We start from the raw sequence: 21770 nt of genomic DNA on the forward strand, positions 1-21770 counted from the left end.
GAGAGGATACTGCTGTGGGTATTAATGTACTGTATTTAGATAAAATGAACGAACATATGGAGCGGATGATTCTGGAGATGTGTCCGGCAGAGGTTGATTTACGCTTCTTACAGCCCAATATTGGAAAAAAAGGAACACTTGCTGAAGCGGAATGTTTGCTGGATACAACATTCAAAGTAACAAGAGAAATCATAGACCAGGCTCCCAGACTAAAACTCATTCAGAGAACAGGTGTTGGAGTGGATATGGTAGATGTGTCCTATGCAAAAGAAAAAAACATTCCGGTTTCTATTTGCCGAGGGTTTAATGCTTCGTCAGTGGCAGAACTTGCCGTGTTGGACATGCTGGCATTGTACCGGCACATCATAGAACTGGATACTCTTGGTAAGAAGAAGGAATGGCATACATGGACATACCGGCATGAAAGTTATGAGCTGTTGGGAAAAACCGTGGGAATCATTGGAGGCGGCACCATCGGGCGTGAAGTGATGAAGCGGATTAAGTCCTTTGGAACCCGGATTATTTACAGTGATGTTATACGGATGCCGCTTGAAGAGGAAGCTGTGTTAGGTTGTGAATATATGGATCTGGATGAATTAATCCGTGAGGCGGACGTTATATCTATACATGTGCCACTCTTAGACAGCACGCGTGGCATGATTGGCAGAGAGCAGTTTGAGCACATGAAGGAATCGGCAATTCTTATCAATACAGCGCGTGGTCAGATTGTCGATGAAGAAGCTCTTATTGAGGCGCTGCAAGGTAAAAAAATTCGTGGGGTAGCGGTAGACGTTTTCGAAGAAAATGAAACTTTATTCGGTTTAAATATAGAAAATCTAATTGTGACACCTCATGTTGGTGCAGCGACATACGATAATTACTATCGTGTATATAAGTTTAGTTTGGAAAACGCTCAGCGTATTGCCTCAGGACAGGAACCTTTGGGATGTCTGTAATTACTGTTACAAAATTACAGTATATACCCGAAGGGAGTACTATAATATTTATAAAACACAATCATGAGGAACTGTCAGCAGGCAGTTCCTTTTTGTCAATTGTGTGGTAGAATTTAGGTAAGAGGGACTAACCTGAAAGGAGAAAGCACGATTATGACAGCTGATACTTTATTGTTTTTTGATAAGATGCCCCAGGCCCTGCCGATATATCAGGCATTTGAGGAAAGAATCCTGAAAGAGTGTGCGTATATTGAGATTCAAGTAAAAAAGACCCAGATTTCGTTCAAAAACAAGTATAACTTTGCATTTGTTTCGCTTCCGGTCAGAAGAAGAAAAGGATGGCCCGAAATCTGTATCATCGTTACATTTGGTCTGTCACACCGGCTGGAATCGCCGCGGATCATGCAGGCAGTGGAGCCCTATCCAAACCGGTGGACGCATCATGTAATTGTGGAAGATGTAGATGAGATTGATCAGGAACTGATGGGCTGGATCAGGGAAGCCTATGAATTTGCATTGTTAAAGTAGCAACAGAAACTAAAGAAGTCAAATTTACATATGATATATGTCCGAAACAATTCACAAATAAGTGAAAGATTTCAGAACATTGTGAATTATCTAACAAATTAATTAGAAAAATAAAGATTGCATTACAATTATAAATATTTTATAATTTGTATATAAAATATATATAAATTGGAGGACGGAATTATGCAGAAACAAAAGAAGCTATCATTGGCAATGCAAATCTTTATCGGGCTGGCACTGGGGATCGTGGCAGGACTTATCTTCATGCTTACCGGTAAGGCAGAGTGGGCGGAGAGCTACATCAAGCCGTTCGGAACGATTTTCCTGAACCTGCTGAAGTTTATCGTTGTTCCTATCGTACTGACATCGATTATTGCGGGGGTTATTTCTATGAGCGATATTCGTAAGGTAGGTTCGATTGGATGGAAGACAGTCGTGTATTATATGTGTACGACTGCATTTGCAGTAGTGATCGGCCTGATTCTGGCAAATGTGTTCAAAGGAACATTCCATGTGCTCCAGACGAGCGGACTCGAATATGAGGCAGCAGATTCAGTCAGCTTTATGGATACACTTGTGAATATCTTCCCGTCGAACTTCATCCAGCCGATGGCGGATGCTACGATGCTTCAGGTGATCGTCATTGCGTTGTTTTTTGGTTTTGGAATCATCGTTGCAGGGGAAAAGGGAAAGGCACTGGCAAAAGGGATTAACAGTCTGGCAGATGTGAGCATGGCAGTCATGACAATGATACTGAAGCTTTCCCCATTCGGTGTTTTTTGTCTGATTACACCGGTTGTGGCAGTGAACGGTCCGGAAATTCTGGGTTCTCTGGCAATGGTACTTTTGGCGGCATATATTGCGTACATTATCCATGCAGTTGTGGTATATTCGACAACTGTCAGGACATTAGGCGGGGTCAGCCCCCTGAAGTTCTTTAAGGGCATGGCACCGGCAATGATTATGGGCTTTTCCAGTGCCTCTTCTGTGGGAACACTTCCACTGAATCTGGAATGTGCAGAGAAGCTGGGGGCAAGACGGGATGTGGCTAGCTTTGTACTCCCGCTGGGGGCTACGATTAACATGGACGGTACTGCTATCTATCAGGGTGTCTGTGCTATATTTATCGCAACCTGTTATGGGGTAAACCTGACGCTTGGACAGATGGTTACGATTGTGCTGACTGCAACTCTTGCGTCCATCGGCACGGCAGGTGTTCCGGGGGCAGGTATGGTCATGCTGGCGATGGTGCTGCAGAGTGTCGGACTTCCCGTGGAAGGAATTGCACTGGTTGCCGGTGTGGACAGAATCTTCGATATGGGAAGGACAACAGTCAATATCACAGGAGATGCTGCCTGCTCCATTATCATCAGCAGGCTGGAGTCTAAGAAAGAAGCAAAGAAAGCAAAATAAATTTGGTAAAACAGCCTCCTTTTTTGGTAACTTTTGGGGTTTTCTGTCAGCGCTGATTGTGGTACGATAGGAACATATAATTCTGAAAATATGTTAATCATAAGAACAGCAGCCAAAAAAGGAGGATTATCATGGCATTTTATTACGAAGAACCATCCAGGACTTTCAGCGAATATCTTTTAATTCCGGGTTACTCATCTGCAGAGTGCATTCCGGCAAAGGTAAGCCTTAAGACACCACTGGTGAAATACGAAAAAGGACATGAGCCCGCGATTAGTATCAATATTCCGATGGTTTCTGCAATCATGCAGTCCGTATCCGACGACAGACTGGCAATTGCACTTGCAAGGGAAGGCGGCTTGTCATTTATCTTTGGTTCACAGTCTGTTGAAGACCAGGTGGAGATGATTAAAAGGGTAAAGCGCTACCGTGCAGGGTTTGTAGTAAGTGATTCTAATATTTCACCGGAGATGACTCTTCAGGATGTACTGGAACTCACAGAGCGTACAGGGCATTCAACTATAGCGGTTACGGAGGATGGAAGTCCGAGCGGGAAGCTCTTGGGTATCGTGACGAATAAGGACTACCGGGTAAGCAGGATGGATGCGGATACGAAGGTAAAGGACTTCATGACAAAGCTTGAGAATGTTGTATACGCCGACGAGGATACAACACTGAAAGAGGCCAATGACATCATCTGGGAACACAAGATCAACTGCCTTCCTCTTGTCAACAAGAATCAGGAACTTGTATATCTGGTTTTCCGCAAGGATTATGATACCCATAAGAAGAATGAGAATGAGCTGATTGATGGTTCGAAGAGATATATGGTAGGAGCGGGAATCAATACGAGGGATTATGCAGAGAGAGTTCCGGCGCTGGTGGAAGCCGGGGCTGATGTTCTTTGTATTGATAGTTCAGAAGGATTTTCAGAATGGCAGAAACTGACGATTGACTATATCAGGGAGATGTATGGCGACAGTGTAAAAGTAGGCGCCGGCAATGTAGTCGATGCGGATGGGTTCCGTTTCCTCGCAGAAGCGGGTGCGGACTTTGTAAAAGTCGGAATCGGCGGTGGTGCAATCTGCATCACACGTGAGCAGAAAGGAATCGGAAGGGGACAGGCAACGGCCCTGATCGAGGTGGCAAAAGCGAGAGACGAGTATTATCAGGAGACAGGAATCTATGTACCAATCTGTTCAGACGGCGGAATCGTGCATGATTACCATGTCACACTGGCACTTGCAATGGGAGCCGACTTCGTTATGCTTGGAAGATATTTTGCAAGATTTGACGAAAGCCCGACTAAGAGGGTCAATATCAATGGAAGCTATATGAAGGAATACTGGGGCGAAGGAAGTGCAAGGGCAAGAAACTGGCAGAGATACGATATGGGCGGCGACAAGAAGCTTTCCTTTGAGGAAGGAGTTGACTCTTTTGTTCCTTATGCGGGAAGCCTGAAAGACAATGTCGACCAGACGTTAAGCAAAGTACGCTCTACGATGTGCAACTGCGGTGCACTCACAATTCCGGAACTTCAGGAAAAGGCGAAGATCACACTGGTATCGTCCACAAGTATTGTTGAAGGCGGGGCACATGATGTGACACTCAGAGACAAGAGGTAACGCGGAAAACTTACAGAAGCATAAGATACACATTTTTATCCGGGCAGCGTTCTAGGAAACATAGAGGATGCTGTCCGGATTATTTTCTCCCTGCATATGCGCCGGAATGTAAACTGAAATATGGAATGAAGTATTTCGCGGGTTTTGTATTTATGATATAATGATGCATACATAAGTCTATAGATTACGGGGGCATCCTATATGTCAAATTTGTTAGTTCAGCAGAAGAAAGAAAATGGAAAAAAGAAAAAGTCAAAATCCATTTCATCCAGAATCATTTTGAGTTTACTCGCGGTTATAATTCCTTCGCTCAGTATCTTGATCATTGTATCCTGCATCATGGCCGCAGATAGTATCTCGGGGCTGAATGATGATATCATCAATGTGCAGGCAGATTATGCGGTATCTATAGTGGATGATTTCTTTAACAGCAAGGTGTCCGCAGTCAAGATGTTTGAGGAGAGCGAAGACCTTCAGCGTTATTTTGAGGCAGTTTCATCACCGCAGGATATTGAGTCCTATGAAGGGAAAGCAATTGTTCTGAAAGAACTCTCCGGAGCACTTGACCGTATGGCCGATGAAAAGGTCCTTCAGGTATGGGCGGCGGATATAAGATCGGACAGATATCTGCTTTCAGATGGTGAAACCGTGGAGGCAAATCTGGCAGATACACAATGGTACAGCCAGATTATTACAAATGGAAATACCGTGATTTCAGACCCTTATACGGACCCGGCCACGAATAAAGATATTGTGTCTATTGTATCACCGGTGCGTGTGGATGGCGGGAGTGGTATCACTGGTTTCGTTGGTTTTGATGTTTATGTCAGCAGTCTGAATAAGCTTCTTGCAGACATCAAAGTTGGGGAAAATGGATATCTGGAGATTATTTCCAGCAATTTAGATTATATATACAGTGATGATCCCGATGCAATGGAGAAAAATGTCATGGATCTCGATATCACAGATGAATACAAGCAAAAGGCCGCAGAGAATTACAATGGAGTTATAAAATTTAGTTACAGAGGTACGAAATATATTTCTGTTTTTAAAAACAGTGTTTCAACACAATGGCTTGCAGCCGCAACTCTGCCGGTTTCAGAGGTGAATGCCACCCGTGACAGTCTGATTGCTGTGATGCTCGTTTTATCCGCCATAATAGTGGTGATTTTGATTACGGTGACAATACTGATTATACGCAGGATGCTGAGGCCCCTGGCGGAACTTAGCAGCAACATGGAGGAATTTTCACAGGGCAGCTTGGAAGTGCAGGTCCGTGTCCACAGTGAAGACGAGATCGGCCGGCTCGCTGACAGCGTGCGCTTTTCCATCCAGACATTGAAAGAGATGATAGAAGATGTGTCCGGTACATTGGGTGAGATGGCAAAAGGTGACCTTACCGTTACTACAAAGGATCTTTATATCGGTGACCTGCGTTTTATTAGGGAAGCGCTGCAACAGATTCTGGATTCTTTGAATACTACATTGAACCAGATCAGCAGTTCTGCCGAGCAGGTATCCTGTGGATCTGAACAGGTGTCTGCAGGTGCGCAGGCATTGGCACAGGGAGCTTCCGAGCAGGCAGGGACGGTGGAGAAACTGGCTGTCAGCATCGGCGAGATTACCAGCCAGATCACTTCTAATGCGGAACGGGCCGATGCGGCGAAAAGGCAGGCAGGTCAGGTTGGAAGGGAAGCAGAAGAATGCAATGTAAGGATGCGGGAGATGCTGGGTGCCATGCAGGATATCCGGGAAAGTTCCCGTGAGATCAGTAAGATCTTAAAGACAATAGAGGAGATTGCCTTTCAGACAAATATCCTAGCCCTCAATGCTGCGGTGGAAGCGGCCCGGGCAGGTGAAAGCGGAAGAGGCTTTGCAGTCGTGGCCGGTGAGGTCAGGCAGCTGGCGGAAAAGAGTGCGGATGCGTCGAAGAGTACGGCAGCCCTGATACAGAATTCTCTGCTGGCAGTAGAGAATGGGGCGGGTATTGCAGATGAGACGGCAGATACACTTCAGAACGTGGTGGCGGGAGCAGGCAGGGTGGCCGGTGAGATAGAAGAGATTTCGGCGGCTTCAGCAGAGCAGGCGAGATTTGCAGAACAGATTACGCAAGGGATTGAACAGATTTCCGGCGTTGTCCAGATGAATTCTGCAACGGCCGAGGAAAGTGCGGCGGCCAGTGAGGAGCTTTCAGCCCAGGCTTTACTCTTAAAGGAACTGATTGGGAATTTTAGAATCAGGAAAGAGGACGAATAAAAAAGTATTACAAGAAGCAGGAGCAGCAGACATGAATAAAAATCAGCGGATAGAAGAAGCGAGAAGAATAGCCAGCCTAATGATGCACAAGCATTACTGCGAGCACGATACAAGATGGATTATTGACCATTTTGCAATGCAGATTTCATGGTTCGGGGCCGGGGAAGAGGAATATCTCACAGGGAGGGACAACATTATCACGCAGTTTCGTGAGTTTAAAGAGGGAATACCGGACTGCACGATATCAGACGAGGAATATGAGGTCATTTGTCCGGCTGAGAATATGTATGTCGTATCGGGGCGTATGTGGATTGCGACGAATCCGGATACCGGGATGTATCTCAAAGTCCATCAGAGAGTTACCTTTGTACTTCAGGATACAGAAGATGGAATGAAGTGTGTACACATTCATTGTTCCAACCCTTATCAGGAAATGGTTGAAGGAGAAATTTTCCCGGAAAAAATCGGACGGCAGTCCTTTGATTATGTTCAGGAACGCCTGACTGCATTGGAAGAGGAAATCAAACAGCAGAACCGCCAGCTGGAAGTGATTATGTCTTCTATTGCCGGAGGGCTTAAGATCAGTAATGATGATGACACCTATTCTTTCGCATTTGTCAGCAAAGAGGCGGCGGCCCTCTTTGGATATACGGTGGAAGAATTTATGGAAGTTACAGGCGGGACGGCGGTAGGAACAGTATATCCTCCTGATCTGGATAAAGCACTTGCCGATTGTGCGGAGGCATTCAGGGACGGCGGCCTGACTTATTCTACCCGTTACAGGGTGCGCTGCAGGGACGGCAGTCTGAAGTGGGTGATGGACAGCGGGAAAAAGGCACAGGATGTGGATGGCAGGTGGATGGTCAACAGCCTCTATCTGGATATCACCCGGACAGAGGAGGATGCCCAGCGGCTGAGAGAGCAGACTGAGCTTCTGACAAGTATCTATGATACAGTACCGTGCGGGATTATTCGTTTCGTACAGAGAAATGACGGCGTAAGCCAGCTCATTTCCCTTAATAAGGCAACTGTATCACTCATGGGATACCGTGATATAGAGGAAGGGGTAAACGACTGGCATGACGGCGTACTTGGTGCAGTTCTGGAGGAAGACCAGCAAAAGATCAGAGCACATTATTCAAAGCTTCACCAGACAGGGGACCGGCAGGATCTTGAATACCGTGTGAAGTGGAAAGACGGTTCTATCCACTGGATGGACGGGACGAGCATGATCGTTGGGATGACAGCTGAGAAAGAGCTTATTATACAGAGGACCGTAGTCGATATCACACCCCGGAAAAACCTCCAGCAAAGGCTCAACCGGGAACAGGACCTGTACCGCGTGGCAATGGAGGCGAGTGCGGCAGTCATGTTCGAGTACCTGATGGATACCGATACGTTTATCAGCTATGAACCACAGGCAGGCGGCGGGGTTGTGCGGCATGAGTTGAACCGTTATTCGGAAATCATTCTGGATGAGCAGATTGTGCATCCGGATGACGCCCCCAAGGTGCTTGACAATATCTGCCACGGCCGCAGTGAGGTGTTTGATGTACGCTGTACGACTCCGGGAGGAGAAAGAGGGAAGTTTATATGGTTCCGGGTAAACTGCAGGCTGATCACGGAAGAAGGAAGGCCGGCCCGGGTTGTGGGGGCACTGCAGAATATACACAGCATGAAGTCAAAGCTTTTTGAGAACAGTGAACGTTTATATATGAACCAGTCGGCGCTGCAGGCAATCAACGATGTCTATATCAGCATGTTTTATGTAGACCTCTTTCAGGACAATTATTATGCAGTCCGTATGCCGGAGGTGAACGAAGGGGATATCCTTCCCCGGAGGGGGTCGTTTACAGAGGGATTAAGGAAATACATCCTGCACAGCATCAATCAGGATGACTTAAACAGGGTGGCAGAAATCTGCCAGAGAGAGTGGCTTCTGAATAAACTGACAGGGAAGAATGAACATACAGAAGTCGAATTCCGTCATCAGAATCCTGACCTCTGGCTGAGGCTGGAAATTTACCCGGTTTCTATTGAGAACGGAAAACCAAGGACGATTATCATCGCATTCCGGAACATCAGTGAAGAGAAACAGCGGGAACTGGAATATTATGAAGAAGAAAAAAGGGCCAAAGCAGCTCTGGAGGAAGCATATCACTCACTGGACCGTGCAAACAGGGCCAAGTCGGATTTCTTATCCAGAATGAGCCATGACATCCGGACACCGATGAATGCGATCATGGGAATGACAGCGATTGCGGAAAAGAATATAGGCAGTCAGGAGAAAATCGAGGACTGCCTGCAGAAAATCAGCCTGTCGGGGGCGCACCTGCTGGAATTGATCAATGAAGTGCTGGACATGTCTAAAATAGAATCTGGAAATGTAGGTCTGAATGAGGAACCGATACGGCTGACAGAACTACTGGAAGATGTGTCACAGATTATACAGCCAGAGGCCGGCTCAAAGAAGCAGCATTTTTCAGTAAGTGTAAAAAAAATGGAGCACAATGCCGTTCGTGGTGATGCCGCCCGTGTCAAGCAGGTGCTTCTGAATCTTTTGTCTAATGCGGTGAAGTATACCGGTGAGGAAGGAAATATCAGCATCTGTCTGGAGGAAAAACTATCCAGTGAAAGCGGAGTCGGCTGCTATGAAATTATAGTGGAAGACGATGGAATCGGAATGACGAAAGAGTTTCAGGAAAAATTGTTCCTTCCGTTTGAAAGGGCGGAAGACCCGCGTGTCGGCTGGACTCAGGGAACCGGTCTGGGGCTTGCGATAACAAGGAATCTGGTGCAAATGATGAATGGCACCATCCAGGTGGAAAGCGAAATAAACCGGGGTACAAAATTCATAGTAACCATCTATCTGCAGCTGGTGCCGGAAACGGAGGACGGCAGTGCGCCATGCAGCCAGAAGCCGGATGATATGGAATATGCATTTGAACCGGGGACAAGGGTTCTGCTTGCGGAGGATAATCTGCTGAATCAGGAGATCGTGAAGGAATTACTGGATATGTATGGGATTGAAGTTGTTTGTGCAGCAAACGGACAGGAGGCCGCAGACTTGTTTGAAAGGAATCCGCCGGGAACATATGACCTGATCCTGATGGATATCCAGATGCCTGTATTGAACGGTTACGAAGCTACAGAAGTAATCCGTAAGTCAGCGGCAGAGGGGCGGCGTCCGGATGCAGCAGATATTCCGATCATAGCATTGACAGCGAATGCGTTTGCAGATGATGTTTACCGTGCAAAGAAGGCGGGAATGAATGAACATGTGATGAAGCCTATTGAGGTTGACCACCTGATTAGTGTCATGCATCATTATCTGGACCGGAAGTAAATGATACGGGTGAGTCAGACAGCAGGATATAGAACATGTCCCGTACGGACGTAAATAAAGAGGAGACATACATGCTGAACTTTCATACAATATACCATCCTATTACGGCGCGTCCGTTTTTATCGGATCATACATATAAGGAATATCTCCCGGGGGAACCTTTGCGGCCATACATTGCCTGTTACTGGACTACAAACGAAGCAGGTACGGAGGGAACAATTAGGGAGAACCTTGCAAAGACGGCAGGAAGAGAAGTTCTGGTTATTCCGGACACGTGTGTGGATATCATACTTTCGGTCAACCATACGAAGCAGACGATGACTGGTATGCTGTGCGGGATTCAGGACTTACCTTTTACAACCGTGCAGGGAGGGGAAACAGACGTGGTAACTGTTTTTGCCATCCGGTTTCATTTCTGGGCGGTACATCTTTTCCTGAATCTGGAATTTCAGGAGACCCGGAATCTTCATCTTGATATGGATGATCTTGGAAAAGAGTGGAGGTCCCTTTTTGAGCCGTTTTTCTATCTGCTGACGGTGAAGGAAAGAATCGCACGGGTGGAGCAGTTCCTGTACCGTAAATTAGCAGATATGGAACTGAATTCCGATCTGTTTCAGGCGGTTCACAACATACTGGACAGCTCAGGCGGCGTGTCAGTCAGGGGACTATGCGAATCCTGCTGCGTCAGTCCGCGGAAGCTGGAAAGGCTCTTCTTAGGGAAGATCGGGCTGCCTCCGAAAAAGGTTGCCACACTGGTGCGTTACCAGAATGTATGGCATAATCTGGTTACAGACCCTCAGTTCGACATACTGGATGCCGTATACCGGTACGGGTATACAGACCAGTCACACCTGCAAAAAGAGTTCAGGCGGTTCCACGGGACGTCGCCGGAGGAGGCGAGAAAGATCGCACAAAGCTGGAGATAAAAGGAAAATTCAATGTCGTTTTTTTACAATACAGAGTATAGATCGTATGATATGATCACATCTAAAAGACAAATGGAGGAAACGGCATTGAAAACACTTGATCAAAAGGCGTATCAGGAAGTACGCACATGGATGCATAGAAATGCAAGGGAGCTGGAACTGGCTCTGTGGAAATTTCATTTTGAGGGCGGGAGCAGAGAAGAGGTCGTTCAGGCGCTTGCCTGTTATCAGAATGAAGACGGGGGCTTTAGCAGTACCATAGAGCCTGATATTTGGAACCCGGAATCGGCACCGTATAGTGCGGTAGTAGTTACCGGTATCTTAAGAGGGATCGGCTTTTTGGATAATGAAGGGGCCGCACATCCTGTAGTACAGGGGATTCTGCGTTATCTTGACAGCGGTGTACATAGTGATGAAACAGGGTGGCATTTTTCAGTACCGTCCAATGATTTATATGCGCATGCACCCTGGTGGAGTTACAGTGAGGAAAGCAACCGGGTGCAGGATTTAGGACTGACTGCAACGCTGTGTGCGTTTGTACTCGGATATGCAGACAGGGATTCTGCGTTGTTCCAGAAAGCTGCGGGATATACAAAGCAGATTTTGGAAAAGGTATCGGATACAGAGGATTTAGGTGAAATGGGTGCCGGAGGTGTACTGGCCCTGTTGGGAGAGATTATGAGAACAGGCCTTGCAGACTCCTTTGAATGCGGCAGCCTGATGGAAAAGATGGCTGCGGCTGTGAATCAGAGGATAGAGAGAAATCCTGAGAAATGGGCCGGGTATACACCAAGACCGTCAGAATTCATCCCGTCCACTGAAAGTCCTTTCTATAAGGGAAATGAGGAGATCGTGGAAAAAGAACTGGATTATCTGGTGGAGACGAGGAATCCGGGTGGAGTCTGGAATATTACATGGAACTGGTTTAATTTGGGAGAAAAGTATGCGAAGGAATTCGCGATCAGTGAAAACTGGTGGATGGGTGTCAAAGCTATTGATATCATGTTGTTTTTACGGAATTTTGGAAGAATATCTGCCCCCGTTTAGGGGGCAGTTGTTACGATATAGCAATTAGCAGGGAACATAGTAAAGTTTCAGTATATTTTCCCCTTCGCACAAATGAAGATGATACGGTATGGCACAGACGAATTTCCAGCATGGGAGGCACCGGATATGGTCGTGTGCTGAGATGACCGAACAGGCAGCCACATCTGTAACGAGCAGGTCTGGGCAAATACGCTGTCCCGTACATTTATCCAGATACTCTACGGTATAATAAGCAGTGTCATCATGTACGATCACGGAGGCATTGTCGTAGAGATAAGTGTCTCCTGTTTCCAGCACCGCGAAATCAGAGACAGTACCCTCACCGCAGGAGGTTTTGTAGCCGGCCGTAAATTCGACCGTACTCTGGGCGGGCACAGTGAAATTTTCAGCGATGATGAGACGGTCAGGGTTTGAACGGGCCTCTTCTATGGTCTGAACCCCTCTGACATCATACAGAAGCGGGAACACTGCATCAGAGTCCGTATAATTGTGTACTTCAAAACGGTAATAAACGGTCTGGCAGGCTGTGACGGAAATGGATTTATAGAATACATCATCCGTGGCAGTCCCGGCATATTTTTCAATCGTATAGTCTGCGTTACAGGATACTATAGGAGTAGGGAAGTGCAGTGTGCGCAGCGGATTATCATAAGTAAGCAGTGGAGAGTCGGCTGTCAGATGGTTTGGCTCAAGGAAGGACACGGCAGTTTCGGAATCCTTGTTTGTATGCAGGTGTGATCCGTGGGCCGCCCCTTTTGCACGGATATGATAGGTCAGCCGGATGTGGGTCCTGCTTTCCGGTGCAGCGGGAGCGTAGGGCAGGTCCCCAAGGTTTATGGTAATAATACCGTCCTGGACATTCTGGTCACTGATATCGGGCAGCAGGGCCGGTTTTTGATAGACAGTATACTCAGGGTCCGAGGGGTCCGTAATATTGGGGGCACTGACAGATTTTAATTTTAATGTATCCTGCGTTCCGAAGATTCGGAGTGAACCGGGAACATATTCGAAAAGTGCGGTGTTAATGGAATCAGTGACCGTAACCTGAAGACTTCCGGTAAGAATTAACAGATTACGTGCAAGGCGCTTCAGTTCTTCAATAATAGGATTCTGTGAGCTGTCTTCGGCGGCCTCATGCAGGTAGGAACCCGTAGTGGCAATTGTACGCAGAATATCCAGAACGTCCTCTCTTGTGTACGGCCCCGGGGACTGTGCATCAATTTCGATACCAAGGACAAACAGGGAAGCATTGCCGCCGGAAGGCGATTTGATTTCCACGGCAGTCTCATAGGCACGCTGCATGGCAAGCAGCAGTTCATCATTGTTGGCAGAGCGGCTGGCAACCTCTGAAATCAGGTTTGGAACAGTCTGTTTAAGATAAAGGAAGTATTTCCATATCCCGCCCGGAATATCGGGGAGGAAATCACTGTCCGTACTTCCCGGTGCTGCATATATATCCGGATAACTGGGATTGATGGAACGGTTTGCCTGCCCGTCAGTGATCAGTATGACAGCCCGGCGCAGTATATCATCGGACTGTGCAAATCCCGGAGTTTTGAAAAGTGTACAGGCTTCGTTTAATCCAGCCTGTGTGTTTGTGTCTTCCCCATAAGGGATGGCCCAGATCAGATTTTCCAGTATCGTATTATTCTCATAGCCGGTGTCGTTCATGCTGTAAGGAAGCTGCTCTGAAGTAAGCGGGGCACCGGAGGCAACTGATTCTATAAGGTTTCCGTTGTATGCAGATGGATTCTGTGCATAGACCGTGCTGAGGTAACCCGCCAGCACTGTATCAGGCCGTGCAGAGCCATCTTCATTGTAAATGTCAGAGTACTGGATTTTGTAATAGTTATAATAATTGTACAGGCTCAGATTGGCGCTGGCAGCTAATGGCTCAGACTGTGCCATATAGGCGGGGATATCTGTAGTCGAAACAAAAGAGCCGTTGCGGTATCCCAGAATCTGGCCAATATAGTTGCCGCTGGTGGTTGAACGGCGCCATGTGAAAAGTGTTCCCAGATAATTGTATGAGAGTCCGCCAAAGGGATTGGGAATGTAGGCATCCCGCGCATAGGGAACAATGGTGATGCGGGTTTCTTTGTTTTGTTCCCAGAGTAATTGGATAGTCTGGATAAGCGCCCGCTTTGCCAGTGCCATTTTCCTGCTTTTTCCCGACATCATACTGGCAGTGACGTCAAGTACAAAAACCACATCCAGAGAGTGGGGAGGATAATAAGAGTAGACAGGGGGACTGGCTTCGATATCTAGTGTGACAGTAGCAGAGCAGTCACCAATGGCCCCCTTTGAAATGCGCAGCAGGTCATGAAAGGTAAGGATGCCTCCGCTGCCTTTATCGTGTCCGGCATCATAAACGGATGTCAGTCCGGAGGTATTCCAGTAATCGGGATCAGACGGATCACCGGTTAAACGTATCATATCATAGCCTCCAATGGAGACGGGGTTTTGTTTACCAGGGCCCTGGTATGGGCATGGGATTTTTGTTTCAGGCATAAGATCTCCGATCCGCCGCCGTGAGGCGGCAAAATGCAGCTTGTTCTTAATTAGTATATGAATAACGACGAAATGGGTACTTGATTTGACAATCAGAAAGAAAAATGCTATGATGCAAGTAAACACTTGCATAAAGGGGGAAGGCAGCTATGCTTGATGAAACACAGCTTAAGATCATAGATGCAGCTATGTCATTGATTATGGAGCGCAGCTATCCCTCCACGACTACAAAGGACATTGCATTCCGTGCAGGGGTGAACGAATGCACGATATTCAGGAAGTTTAAGGGCAAGAAGGAGATCGTGCTTTCTGCCATGACACTGCCGGAATGGAATCCCTGTCTGAAGGAAGCAGATTTTAAGTATGAGGGCAGTCTGGAAAAGGACCTGCTGCATTTTGCAGAGGTATATATGAGAAAAGTGACGCCGCGCATGGTAAAGGTATCACTTGGGCTTCGCGTACCCGAGCTGTATCAGGATACATCGGAGGGAATTTTAAAAGTGCCCCAGCTGTTTAAGAATGTGCTGGTCAGGTATTTTCAGGAGATGAAGGCAGATGGAAAGCTTCCGGATGTGGATTGTGAGAGCCTTTCTATGATGTTTTTATCTATGAATTTCGGCTTCGTTTTTCTGGATGCATCCTTTGGGAAACAGCTTACGGAACTTGAGAAAGAGAAGTATATACGCGAAAGTGTGCATGTATTTGTACAGGGAATTTCGTAAAGCTAATGGTGCTTAAAAAGGCACCATTCTTTTATAATTACTATGCAAGTGAACACTTGCATAGAAAGGAGGGTATTATGGTTTATTTTGTAGCTGAAACTTATATTGACAGTCAAAAAGGAAGAGGGGAGTATGACGATTATATCCGTAGTGTAAGACCGATAGTAGAAAAGTATGAAGGGCGTTATCTGGTACGTACAGAAAAGATACAGCCTTTAACAGGTAAGTGGAAGCCAGAGAGATTTATTATCATCGAGTGGGACACGAGAGAACAGCTTGAATCCTGTTTCCAGTCAGAGGAATATAGAAAAATCGCAGTCAAAAGGGAGAATTCTGTAGATTCAAGAGCAATTATTATGGAGGGATAAGAGATGGAAGTATGCAGAAATGTACATCAGATCAGAGTTGATTTTCAGATTACAGAGACTGTGAAAAGATATGCATATGTATATCTGGTTACCGGTCAGTCATGCTGTCTGATTGATTCAGGAGTGGCAGGGAGTGAAAAGGTCATTGCAAGGTATATGAGAGATATCGGGCGTGATATGACAGAAATAAAAGCCATTTTTCTGACACACGCACACCCGGACCATATCGGTGGGGCAGCCGCTGTTCAAAATAATTCCGGCTGTAAGGTGTATGCCTCAGAAGAGGCGAAAAGGTGGACAGAGGATATTGATTTACAATTTCAGGAGCGTCCGATCCCAGGTTTTTATACATTGGTAAATGAAGCTGTTTCTGTAGATGAAACCGTAAGGGATAATGACTGCATTTTTTTGGAGGATGGGATTACTTTTCAGGTTCTGGATTCAAAGGGACATTCCAATGGGTCTGTATCTTACCTATTGAAGGAAAAGGGGGTACTGTTCTGTGGAGATGCAATACCTGTACAGGATGAGTTTCCTATTTTTACAGAGTTGGACAAGAGCAGAAGTACGCTGGAGCGGCTGGGAAATCTCAGCGGTACCCGGTATTGTTGTCCGGCATGGGATCATGTATACGGAGAGCAGGAATTTAGCCAGAAGGTATCTGCAGCAGAAACATTGCTGCGAAAATTAGAGGATTGCGTGCGGGATGTACATTGCAAATATCCGGAGATATCAGAGAAAGAATTGGCAGAAGCCACAGGGAATCGAATGGGTTGGAAGGATATGGCGGTAAATCCCCTGTTTCTAAGAAGCATCAAAGCCTGTCTGGAATCAGAATAAAGGATGGCCTGCCGTTCATAAGCAGCGGCAGGCCATATATACATGTAGTGAGTTTTTCCAGAGGGTGAGATTTACTGAGACTTCATGTCAAAGTATCCGATCAGGACGGTCCACACATAGGCGCATGTCTTTGGAATCATGAGCATTCCAAGCGCAGGGATTGTGTCTGCAAACAGTACAACCGGAATGTAAAACGCAAAACTTAATACAATCGTCAGCCACATGAAGCGGAACGCATGGTCATGCTGTTCCTTTGCCGCTTTGTAGAACAGGACGATTACGAGGATTCCAAGCAGTGCAAACGGGATGTTCCGATAGATGCCCCAGCTTAGTGGTGCATCGGCGCTGGTCCATTTGTTTTGCGGGAACAGACAGAGAATGATACGGACGGCAGAAAGAAGGAAGACTGCCACAGTCACCTCTTTCTGATCCTTTACATGATAGCGCAGACGCCATACATAGTACAGCAGAATGTAAAAGACGGTCATTGTGACAGACGTGATCAGTTTCCCGACCCCGAGTGCAGCCGTATAGTGTTCGAGTCCCGCAGTACAAAGTGCGTAAGCCCGGGGCACGAGATGGAAAGCATCCCCGGCACCTAAAGTGACAGCCATAATGCCAAACAGGAGGTACTGTTTCCTCCCTGCACTTTTCCGGATCATCAGGATCCCCACAGTAATGACTGTGACCAGATATACAGCATCAAATAGTGTTTCCATAATAGCCTGCATTTTTTTCTTTTCCTTTCTTAATAAAATGATATCCGAACAGGACACCGGCTAATGTGAGGGCGGCGCCCAGTCCCGAGTAGAAGACTGCGATAAACACATCCGGGCAGATACCGGACACACGCAGACCTATCCCGAATGTCATCATAAATGCCATGATAAGGAATGACTTGACGTCAAAAAACTTTAGGAAGAACTGTTTTTCTTCTTCATAGCTGACAATCCTGCTGGTGTGCTTTTTTACAAGCCTGCCAAAAACCATGAACCAGAAAACAAGGAATACAGCGGCAGAAATGAGAATATTTATAACGGTTACATGGCTCTGGTAAGAAATAATCCCGATACGCAGGATATTAAACCCGGCAGCTACCCATACAAGCGCAGCAAGCAGGAGCAGCTTTATCTTATTAATCTTCATAAAAACCTCCTTCATTGGATTCTATATTATATTCATAGATACAGCGTGCAGCAACCACCAAAAGGGGTTCACAGCACTTCTGGTTCTGGAGAAGCAGGGAAGTAAGCAGGGTAAAAATCATATCCACAAACTGCCCGGCACTCAGCTGGTCATCAAAAGCATCTTCCCGGACAAGAGGATCTGCTGCCAAAACATGCAGAAGGTTCTGTCTGATATGTGCAAAATACTTTTCCATCATCCTCCGGCCGCTGCTTTTATCCTCGGCGGCAAAACTGACGGAATGCAGTGTGAAAAATCCGGGATACTGCTCACATCCTTTTAGAATCCTTTCATAGAGCCAGGCAAGACAGTCTGTAAAATGTTCAAACTTCATGGACTCTCCGGACATATGGAAAATATCTTTCCAGACGTCTTCCACAGCCGCACTGATCAGGTCCGCCTTGGATGGAAAATAATTGTATATCGACCCGACAGCTACATTGCAGGCGGCGGCAACCGACCGCATATTGACAGAATCTATTCCTTTTTCCATTACAAGTTTCCGGCTCTCGGCCAGGATGGCCTCACGTGAAGTTACAATCGTATTCATACAGTGCACCTCCTTAATATGAACAATGTTCATTATAGTACTCTTATCCGGACTTGTCAAACAATAACATATAAAAAAGAAGGACTTCACGGAAATGAAATCCTTCTTTTTAATGACATCAGACGTAATCAAAGTCATCCGGCGCCTTGAACCATTTATTCCTGCCCAGATGCAGGATAAAGCATAAGCCTGCCATAATCAGATATCCCATCATGAACGGAGATTTCGGATAGATTCCGAGAGCGGCACTGTGAATGAATCCAAACAGTGAGAGCACAGCTCCGACAAGTGCCGTGACTGCCACCCGGTTCAGCTGCTTATCGATAATGAAGGCCGTCATGGTTCCCAGTAATATACCGATGATAATGGCCCCCGGTTTTACTGCCGCAACGCCGTTCCACATGACACCTGCATCGATCAGTGACTGGGAGACATCCGGTGTATAGCCTGCATATCCGATCGGAAGAGTCTCTGTCCAGATATCGGCAAGTCCGACTGCTCCTGTGATCTGTGTAAACAAATAGTCCGCAACCGGCGGAACCATTGCAATCCCGACAGCAGCGTAGTGCTTCTTGTCACAATCCTTGAAAGCCTGACAGACCATGACGATCGCACACCAGAGATAGGTGATGGCACAGACAGCAGGTGGAACGAGGTTACTTAAGAAAGTAAAGAGTCCGAGCAGTCCGGCGAATCCAAGTACAAGGCCGGAAACGACGGAGTAGCCGATACCGGCTTTTGCTTTCTTCAGTCCGGCATGCCCGAGCCATACAGTATTCGGGACAACCCCGCCGAAGATGGCGGAAATCATGGTACAGATCCCATCGGCGAACTGTGCCTCGCGGACGTTGTAGTTATCGCCGGCTGCGTTGGCGGCTTCCACGTTGTCCATTGTTTCAATAAAGTTATATATTTCAATCGGAATCACGATTGTCAGGTAAGGCGCAACGACTGCGAATCCGCTCAGAAGATGCTGGATCCCATTTACCGGATTCGGGAAATAAAAGCCGATTCCGCTGAAGTCGATATGTGTTCTTCCAAGACAGAAAGCATAAACGATACCGCCCACGATTGCGACAACAAGCGGCGGGATCTTCTTCGGGAACAGGTAACCGCCGAATACACCGATCATAGCGACGATCAGGATTGGCATTCCGATCACAGGATCACTGAATACATCGAATACACCCTGTGTTGCCATCCAGATAAATCCGATTCCTGCTACGGTTCCAAGAAGGGCAGCCCTCGGGATACGCTTCTTCATCCAGGGACCGATGACACCACCGCAGAATTCAACGGCGCCGCCGATGAAGCAGGCAGCAATTGCAGCGGACCATGCAAGGTACGGGTCTTCCAGCGCATAATGAAGGGGCATGATGACACCATAAAGCATAACGAACATTGCCGGGGTTGAAACTCCGGAAGGAAGTGCCGTCACATCCGGGCGGCCTTCCTTTTTGGAAAGTTTCAGTGCCATAAATGCATAATATAAGCCGCTGAGCATCAGCCCGATAGACATCCCCGGAATGACACGGCCATATACAATCTCATCCGGCCAGCCGAGAACGCCGGATAAGGTAGCGATAACAATCAGGTAGTTTACAATATTATTGGTGATGGAATAAGCCATTCCACCAAAATCACCTCTTTGAAACAAGGGCACGAGTGCCTTTTTTTCTCCCATCTCTCTAAGTATCCTCCATATTCCTCTTATGCCTCCACGGAGACAAATTCGAACTTCGTTACATCAAATAATCCCATATCTGTCAGTTTCAGTTCAGGTATGACAGCTAGTGACATGAAGCAGAGTGTCATGACAGGCTCTACTTCTGAGCAGATTCCAAGCTTTTCATAAGCAGCATCGTGAATCAGGGTCAGCTTTTTGTCAACCCATTCGCCGCTCTGGTCACTCATCAGGCCGCCTAACGGCATCGGCATGGATTCGATGACTTCGCCGTCTTTTACAAGAATAATTCCGCCGTTCTGTGCAATAAGCTGTTCGACCGCGTACACCATATCCTCGTCCGATACACCTACAACAATGATATTGTGCGAATCATGGGCAACAGATAATGCAACAGCGCCTTCTTTTAGCCCGTAGCCTCTCAGAAGCGCCGGAGCTACATTTCCTGTTTCCTGATGGCGCTCGACTACGGCAACTTTTACGATATCCACGTCAGGATTTCTGACAAAGTCGCCGGACTCGTCCAGCTGTACATCCGCGATCCCTTTTCCGGTCACAACTCCGCCCGGAAGGATATCAATGACATGGACATGGCCTGATTTCAGGTGCATCTTTAATTTGTCTTTTGAAAAATCTTTTACATGAAAACTTCCTTTGACCGGCGTGATGTCACACTTCTCAACCGGAAGCAGGTACTCGCCGTCCTGGGCAGCCAGCTTTCCTTCGATCCAGACTTTTTTCACATTAAAGTCCTTCAGGTTGTCAAGCAGGACAATGTCTGCGCGCAGGCCGGGTGCGATTGCGCCCCTGTCATACAGGCGGAAGCATTCGGCGGCATTTAAGCTTGCCATGCGGATTGCCGTGATTGCATCCACACCTTCTTCTACACAGATACTCAAATGGTTGTCAAGATGTCCCAGCTCGAGAATGGTCTTTGGCTGGCGGTCATCGGAACAGAGCAGGCAGCGCCTGCTGTTCATCGGGGTGAGTCCTTTGAGCAGCGGCCGCAGATTGTGGCATGCCGAGCCCTGTCTTAAGAGCACGTACAATCCGCGGGATATACGGTCTGTCATTTCTTCCACGGTGGAGCATTCGTGGTCCGTATGCACGAGGGCGGCCGCATAGGCATTCAGGTCATTTCCGGAGATTCCCGGGCTGTGTCCGTCGATCAGCTTGCCGGTTTCCTTTGCGGTCATGATCTTATCAAGGTCACTTTCACTTCCGCCGATGAGTCCCGGATAGTTCATATATTCGCCAAGGCCAAGGACTCTTTCGTCCCGGATAGGCTCTTTCATTGCTTCCGCGTCTATATTTGCTCCTGAATGCTCGAACGGAGTTGCAGGCACACAGGAAGGAAGCATGTATTTGATATCCAGGGCAGTCTGTTCGGAGGCTTCAAGCATATAGTTCATCCCGCGTATCCCGCATACATTTACAATCTCGTGAGGGTCGGCGATAATTGTCGTACCGCCGTGGGGCACAAGAAGGCGTCCGATTTCTTCCGGACTTACATAAGAAGATTCGATGTGGATATGGCTGTCAATAAATCCGGGTGCGGCATATTTTCCTTCTGCGTCGATGACTTCTTTTCCTTCATATTTACCGACACCTGCAATCAAACCGTCACACAGGGCGATATCCCCATCAACGATTCCGCCGTTATAAACATCCACAACTTTACAGTTTTTAATTACCGTATCTGCCGGCATTCTCCCGGAAGCTACCTCAATCAGTTTCTTCAGACTTTCTTTACTCATGTTGCTCATAAAAAATCCCTCCTTATATATTGCTTGTATGTAACGGTTCATTGGAG

General features: G+C 47.0%; 17 protein-coding genes. 11 read left to right on the plus strand and 6 right to left on the minus strand.

Translation table 11 applies throughout. The features are described 5' to 3' along the window. Nucleotides 1–14: 14 nt before the first annotated feature. The 8 genes from ABIN22_RS01600 (at nt 15) to ABIN22_RS01635 (ending at nt 12097) form a co-directional block, all read left to right on the plus strand. On the plus strand, nt 15–956 hold the full coding sequence (locus ABIN22_RS01600) for an NAD(P)-dependent oxidoreductase (protein ID WP_346906202.1): 942 nt from the start codon (nt 15–17) through the stop codon (nt 954–956). A 153-nt stretch (nt 957–1109) separates the two neighbouring features. Then, entirely contained in the window at nt 1110–1484 is a 375-nt protein-coding gene (locus tag ABIN22_RS01605; RefSeq protein ID WP_109729619.1) for a DUF5655 domain-containing protein, read from the plus strand. 183 nt (nt 1485–1667) lie between these two features. Beyond that, complete coding sequence (locus tag ABIN22_RS01610; RefSeq protein WP_118619363.1) at nt 1668–2897, plus strand: dicarboxylate/amino acid:cation symporter; 1230 nt, start codon at nt 1668–1670, stop codon at nt 2895–2897. Between the two features lie 131 nt (nt 2898–3028). Further along, nucleotides 3029–4522, plus strand: coding sequence for an IMP dehydrogenase (locus tag ABIN22_RS01615; RefSeq protein ID WP_346906203.1), 1494 nt, complete (start codon nt 3029–3031; stop codon nt 4520–4522). 201 nt (nt 4523–4723) lie between these two features. Beyond that, nucleotides 4724–6778, plus strand: coding sequence for a methyl-accepting chemotaxis protein (locus ABIN22_RS01620; RefSeq protein WP_118619361.1), 2055 nt, complete (start codon nt 4724–4726; stop codon nt 6776–6778). A gap of 31 nt (nt 6779–6809) precedes the next feature. Further along, nucleotides 6810–10124, plus strand: coding sequence for a PAS domain-containing protein (locus ABIN22_RS01625; RefSeq protein WP_346906204.1), 3315 nt, complete (start codon nt 6810–6812; stop codon nt 10122–10124). Between the two features lie 71 nt (nt 10125–10195). Next, nucleotides 10196–11050 (plus strand): helix-turn-helix domain-containing protein, encoded by an 855-nt coding sequence (locus ABIN22_RS01630; protein WP_118619391.1) that lies wholly within the window; start codon nt 10196–10198, stop codon nt 11048–11050. Between the two features lie 87 nt (nt 11051–11137). After that, entirely contained in the window at nt 11138–12097 is a 960-nt protein-coding gene (locus ABIN22_RS01635) for a hypothetical protein (RefSeq protein WP_346906205.1), read from the plus strand. A gap of 24 nt (nt 12098–12121) precedes the next feature. Here ABIN22_RS01635 and ABIN22_RS01640 read toward each other — a convergent pair whose 3' ends face one another. Then, the gene (locus ABIN22_RS01640; protein ID WP_346906206.1) at nt 12122–14533 is read right to left on the minus strand and encodes a vWA domain-containing protein; all 2412 of its coding nucleotides are present in this window, start codon (nt 14531–14533) and stop codon (nt 12122–12124) included. Between the two features lie 224 nt (nt 14534–14757). Here ABIN22_RS01640 and ABIN22_RS01645 point away from each other — a divergent pair, with 224 nt between their 5' ends. The 3 genes from ABIN22_RS01645 (at nt 14758) to ABIN22_RS01655 (ending at nt 16538) form a co-directional block, all read left to right on the plus strand. Next, complete coding sequence (locus ABIN22_RS01645; RefSeq protein WP_118619357.1) at nt 14758–15330, plus strand: TetR/AcrR family transcriptional regulator; 573 nt, start codon at nt 14758–14760, stop codon at nt 15328–15330. A 77-nt stretch (nt 15331–15407) separates the two neighbouring features. Further along, nucleotides 15408–15698, plus strand: a complete 291-nt coding sequence (locus tag ABIN22_RS01650) for a DUF1330 domain-containing protein (RefSeq protein WP_118619355.1) — start codon at nt 15408–15410, stop codon at nt 15696–15698. A gap of 3 nt (nt 15699–15701) precedes the next feature. Further along, nucleotides 15702–16538, plus strand: a complete 837-nt coding sequence (locus ABIN22_RS01655) for an MBL fold metallo-hydrolase (RefSeq protein WP_346906207.1) — start codon at nt 15702–15704, stop codon at nt 16536–16538. A gap of 71 nt (nt 16539–16609) precedes the next feature. On the opposite strand, the gene ABIN22_RS01660 is transcribed toward ABIN22_RS01655, so the two are convergent. From ABIN22_RS01660 to ade, 5 genes are all read right to left on the minus strand, one after another. Then, nucleotides 16610–17269, minus strand: a complete 660-nt coding sequence (locus ABIN22_RS01660; RefSeq protein ID WP_109729608.1) for a hypothetical protein — start codon at nt 17267–17269, stop codon at nt 16610–16612. Continuing rightward, nucleotides 17241–17684: a hypothetical protein gene (locus tag ABIN22_RS01665; protein WP_118619351.1), complete on the minus strand. Its 444-nt coding sequence runs from the start codon at nt 17682–17684 to the stop codon at nt 17241–17243. Before ABIN22_RS01665 ends, ABIN22_RS01660 begins: the two co-directional genes overlap by 29 nt. Then, on the minus strand, nt 17674–18273 hold the full coding sequence (locus tag ABIN22_RS01670) for a TetR/AcrR family transcriptional regulator (RefSeq protein ID WP_346906208.1): 600 nt from the start codon (nt 18271–18273) through the stop codon (nt 17674–17676). Before ABIN22_RS01670 ends, ABIN22_RS01665 begins: the two co-directional genes overlap by 11 nt. Before the next feature lie 118 nt (nt 18274–18391). Beyond that, a complete protein-coding gene (locus ABIN22_RS01675) occupies nt 18392–19957 on the minus strand; it encodes a xanthine/uracil/vitamin C permease (protein ID WP_118619347.1) in 1566 nt (521 codons plus the stop codon). 26 nt (nt 19958–19983) lie between these two features. Further along, on the minus strand, nt 19984–21714 hold the full coding sequence (ade, locus tag ABIN22_RS01680; RefSeq protein ID WP_346906621.1) for an adenine deaminase: 1731 nt from the start codon (nt 21712–21714) through the stop codon (nt 19984–19986). Nucleotides 21715–21770 lie beyond the last annotated feature (56 nt).

Origin of the sequence: Faecalicatena orotica (genome assembly GCF_905197545.1) — a bacterium.
GTDB lineage: Bacteria > Bacillota > Clostridia > Lachnospirales > Lachnospiraceae > Faecalicatena_A > Faecalicatena_A orotica.

Excerpts from the sequence above, each read along its gene's own strand:
- ABIN22_RS01615 (WP_346906203.1), top strand. The coding sequence starts at position 3,029 with ATGGCATTTTATTACGAAGAACCATCCAGGACTTTCAGCGAATATCTT.
- ABIN22_RS01625 (WP_346906204.1), top strand. The coding sequence starts at position 6,810 with ATGAATAAAAATCAGCGGATAGAAGAAGCGAGAAGAATAGCCAGCCTA.
- ABIN22_RS01655 (WP_346906207.1), top strand. The coding sequence starts at position 15,702 with ATGGAAGTATGCAGAAATGTACATCAGATCAGAGTTGATTTTCAGATT.
- ABIN22_RS01605 (WP_109729619.1), top strand. The coding sequence starts at position 1,110 with ATGACAGCTGATACTTTATTGTTTTTTGATAAGATGCCCCAGGCCCTG.
- ABIN22_RS01675 (WP_118619347.1), bottom strand. The coding sequence starts at position 19,957 with ATGGGAGAAAAAAAGGCACTCGTGCCCTTGTTTCAAAGAGGTGATTTT.
- ABIN22_RS01640 (WP_346906206.1), bottom strand. The coding sequence starts at position 14,533 with ATGATACGTTTAACCGGTGATCCGTCTGATCCCGATTACTGGAATACC.
- ABIN22_RS01660 (WP_109729608.1), bottom strand. The coding sequence starts at position 17,269 with ATGCAGGCTATTATGGAAACACTATTTGATGCTGTATATCTGGTCACA.
- ABIN22_RS01670 (WP_346906208.1), bottom strand. The coding sequence starts at position 18,273 with ATGAATACGATTGTAACTTCACGTGAGGCCATCCTGGCCGAGAGCCGG.
- ABIN22_RS01620 (WP_118619361.1), top strand. The coding sequence starts at position 4,724 with ATGTCAAATTTGTTAGTTCAGCAGAAGAAAGAAAATGGAAAAAAGAAA.
- ABIN22_RS01610 (WP_118619363.1), top strand. The coding sequence starts at position 1,668 with ATGCAGAAACAAAAGAAGCTATCATTGGCAATGCAAATCTTTATCGGG.
- ABIN22_RS01645 (WP_118619357.1), top strand. The coding sequence starts at position 14,758 with ATGCTTGATGAAACACAGCTTAAGATCATAGATGCAGCTATGTCATTG.
- ABIN22_RS01665 (WP_118619351.1), bottom strand. The coding sequence starts at position 17,684 with ATGAAGATTAATAAGATAAAGCTGCTCCTGCTTGCTGCGCTTGTATGG.
- ABIN22_RS01650 (WP_118619355.1), top strand. The coding sequence starts at position 15,408 with ATGGTTTATTTTGTAGCTGAAACTTATATTGACAGTCAAAAAGGAAGA.
- ade (WP_346906621.1), bottom strand. The coding sequence starts at position 21,714 with ATGAGTAAAGAAAGTCTGAAGAAACTGATTGAGGTAGCTTCCGGGAGA.
- ABIN22_RS01630 (WP_118619391.1), top strand. The coding sequence starts at position 10,196 with ATGCTGAACTTTCATACAATATACCATCCTATTACGGCGCGTCCGTTT.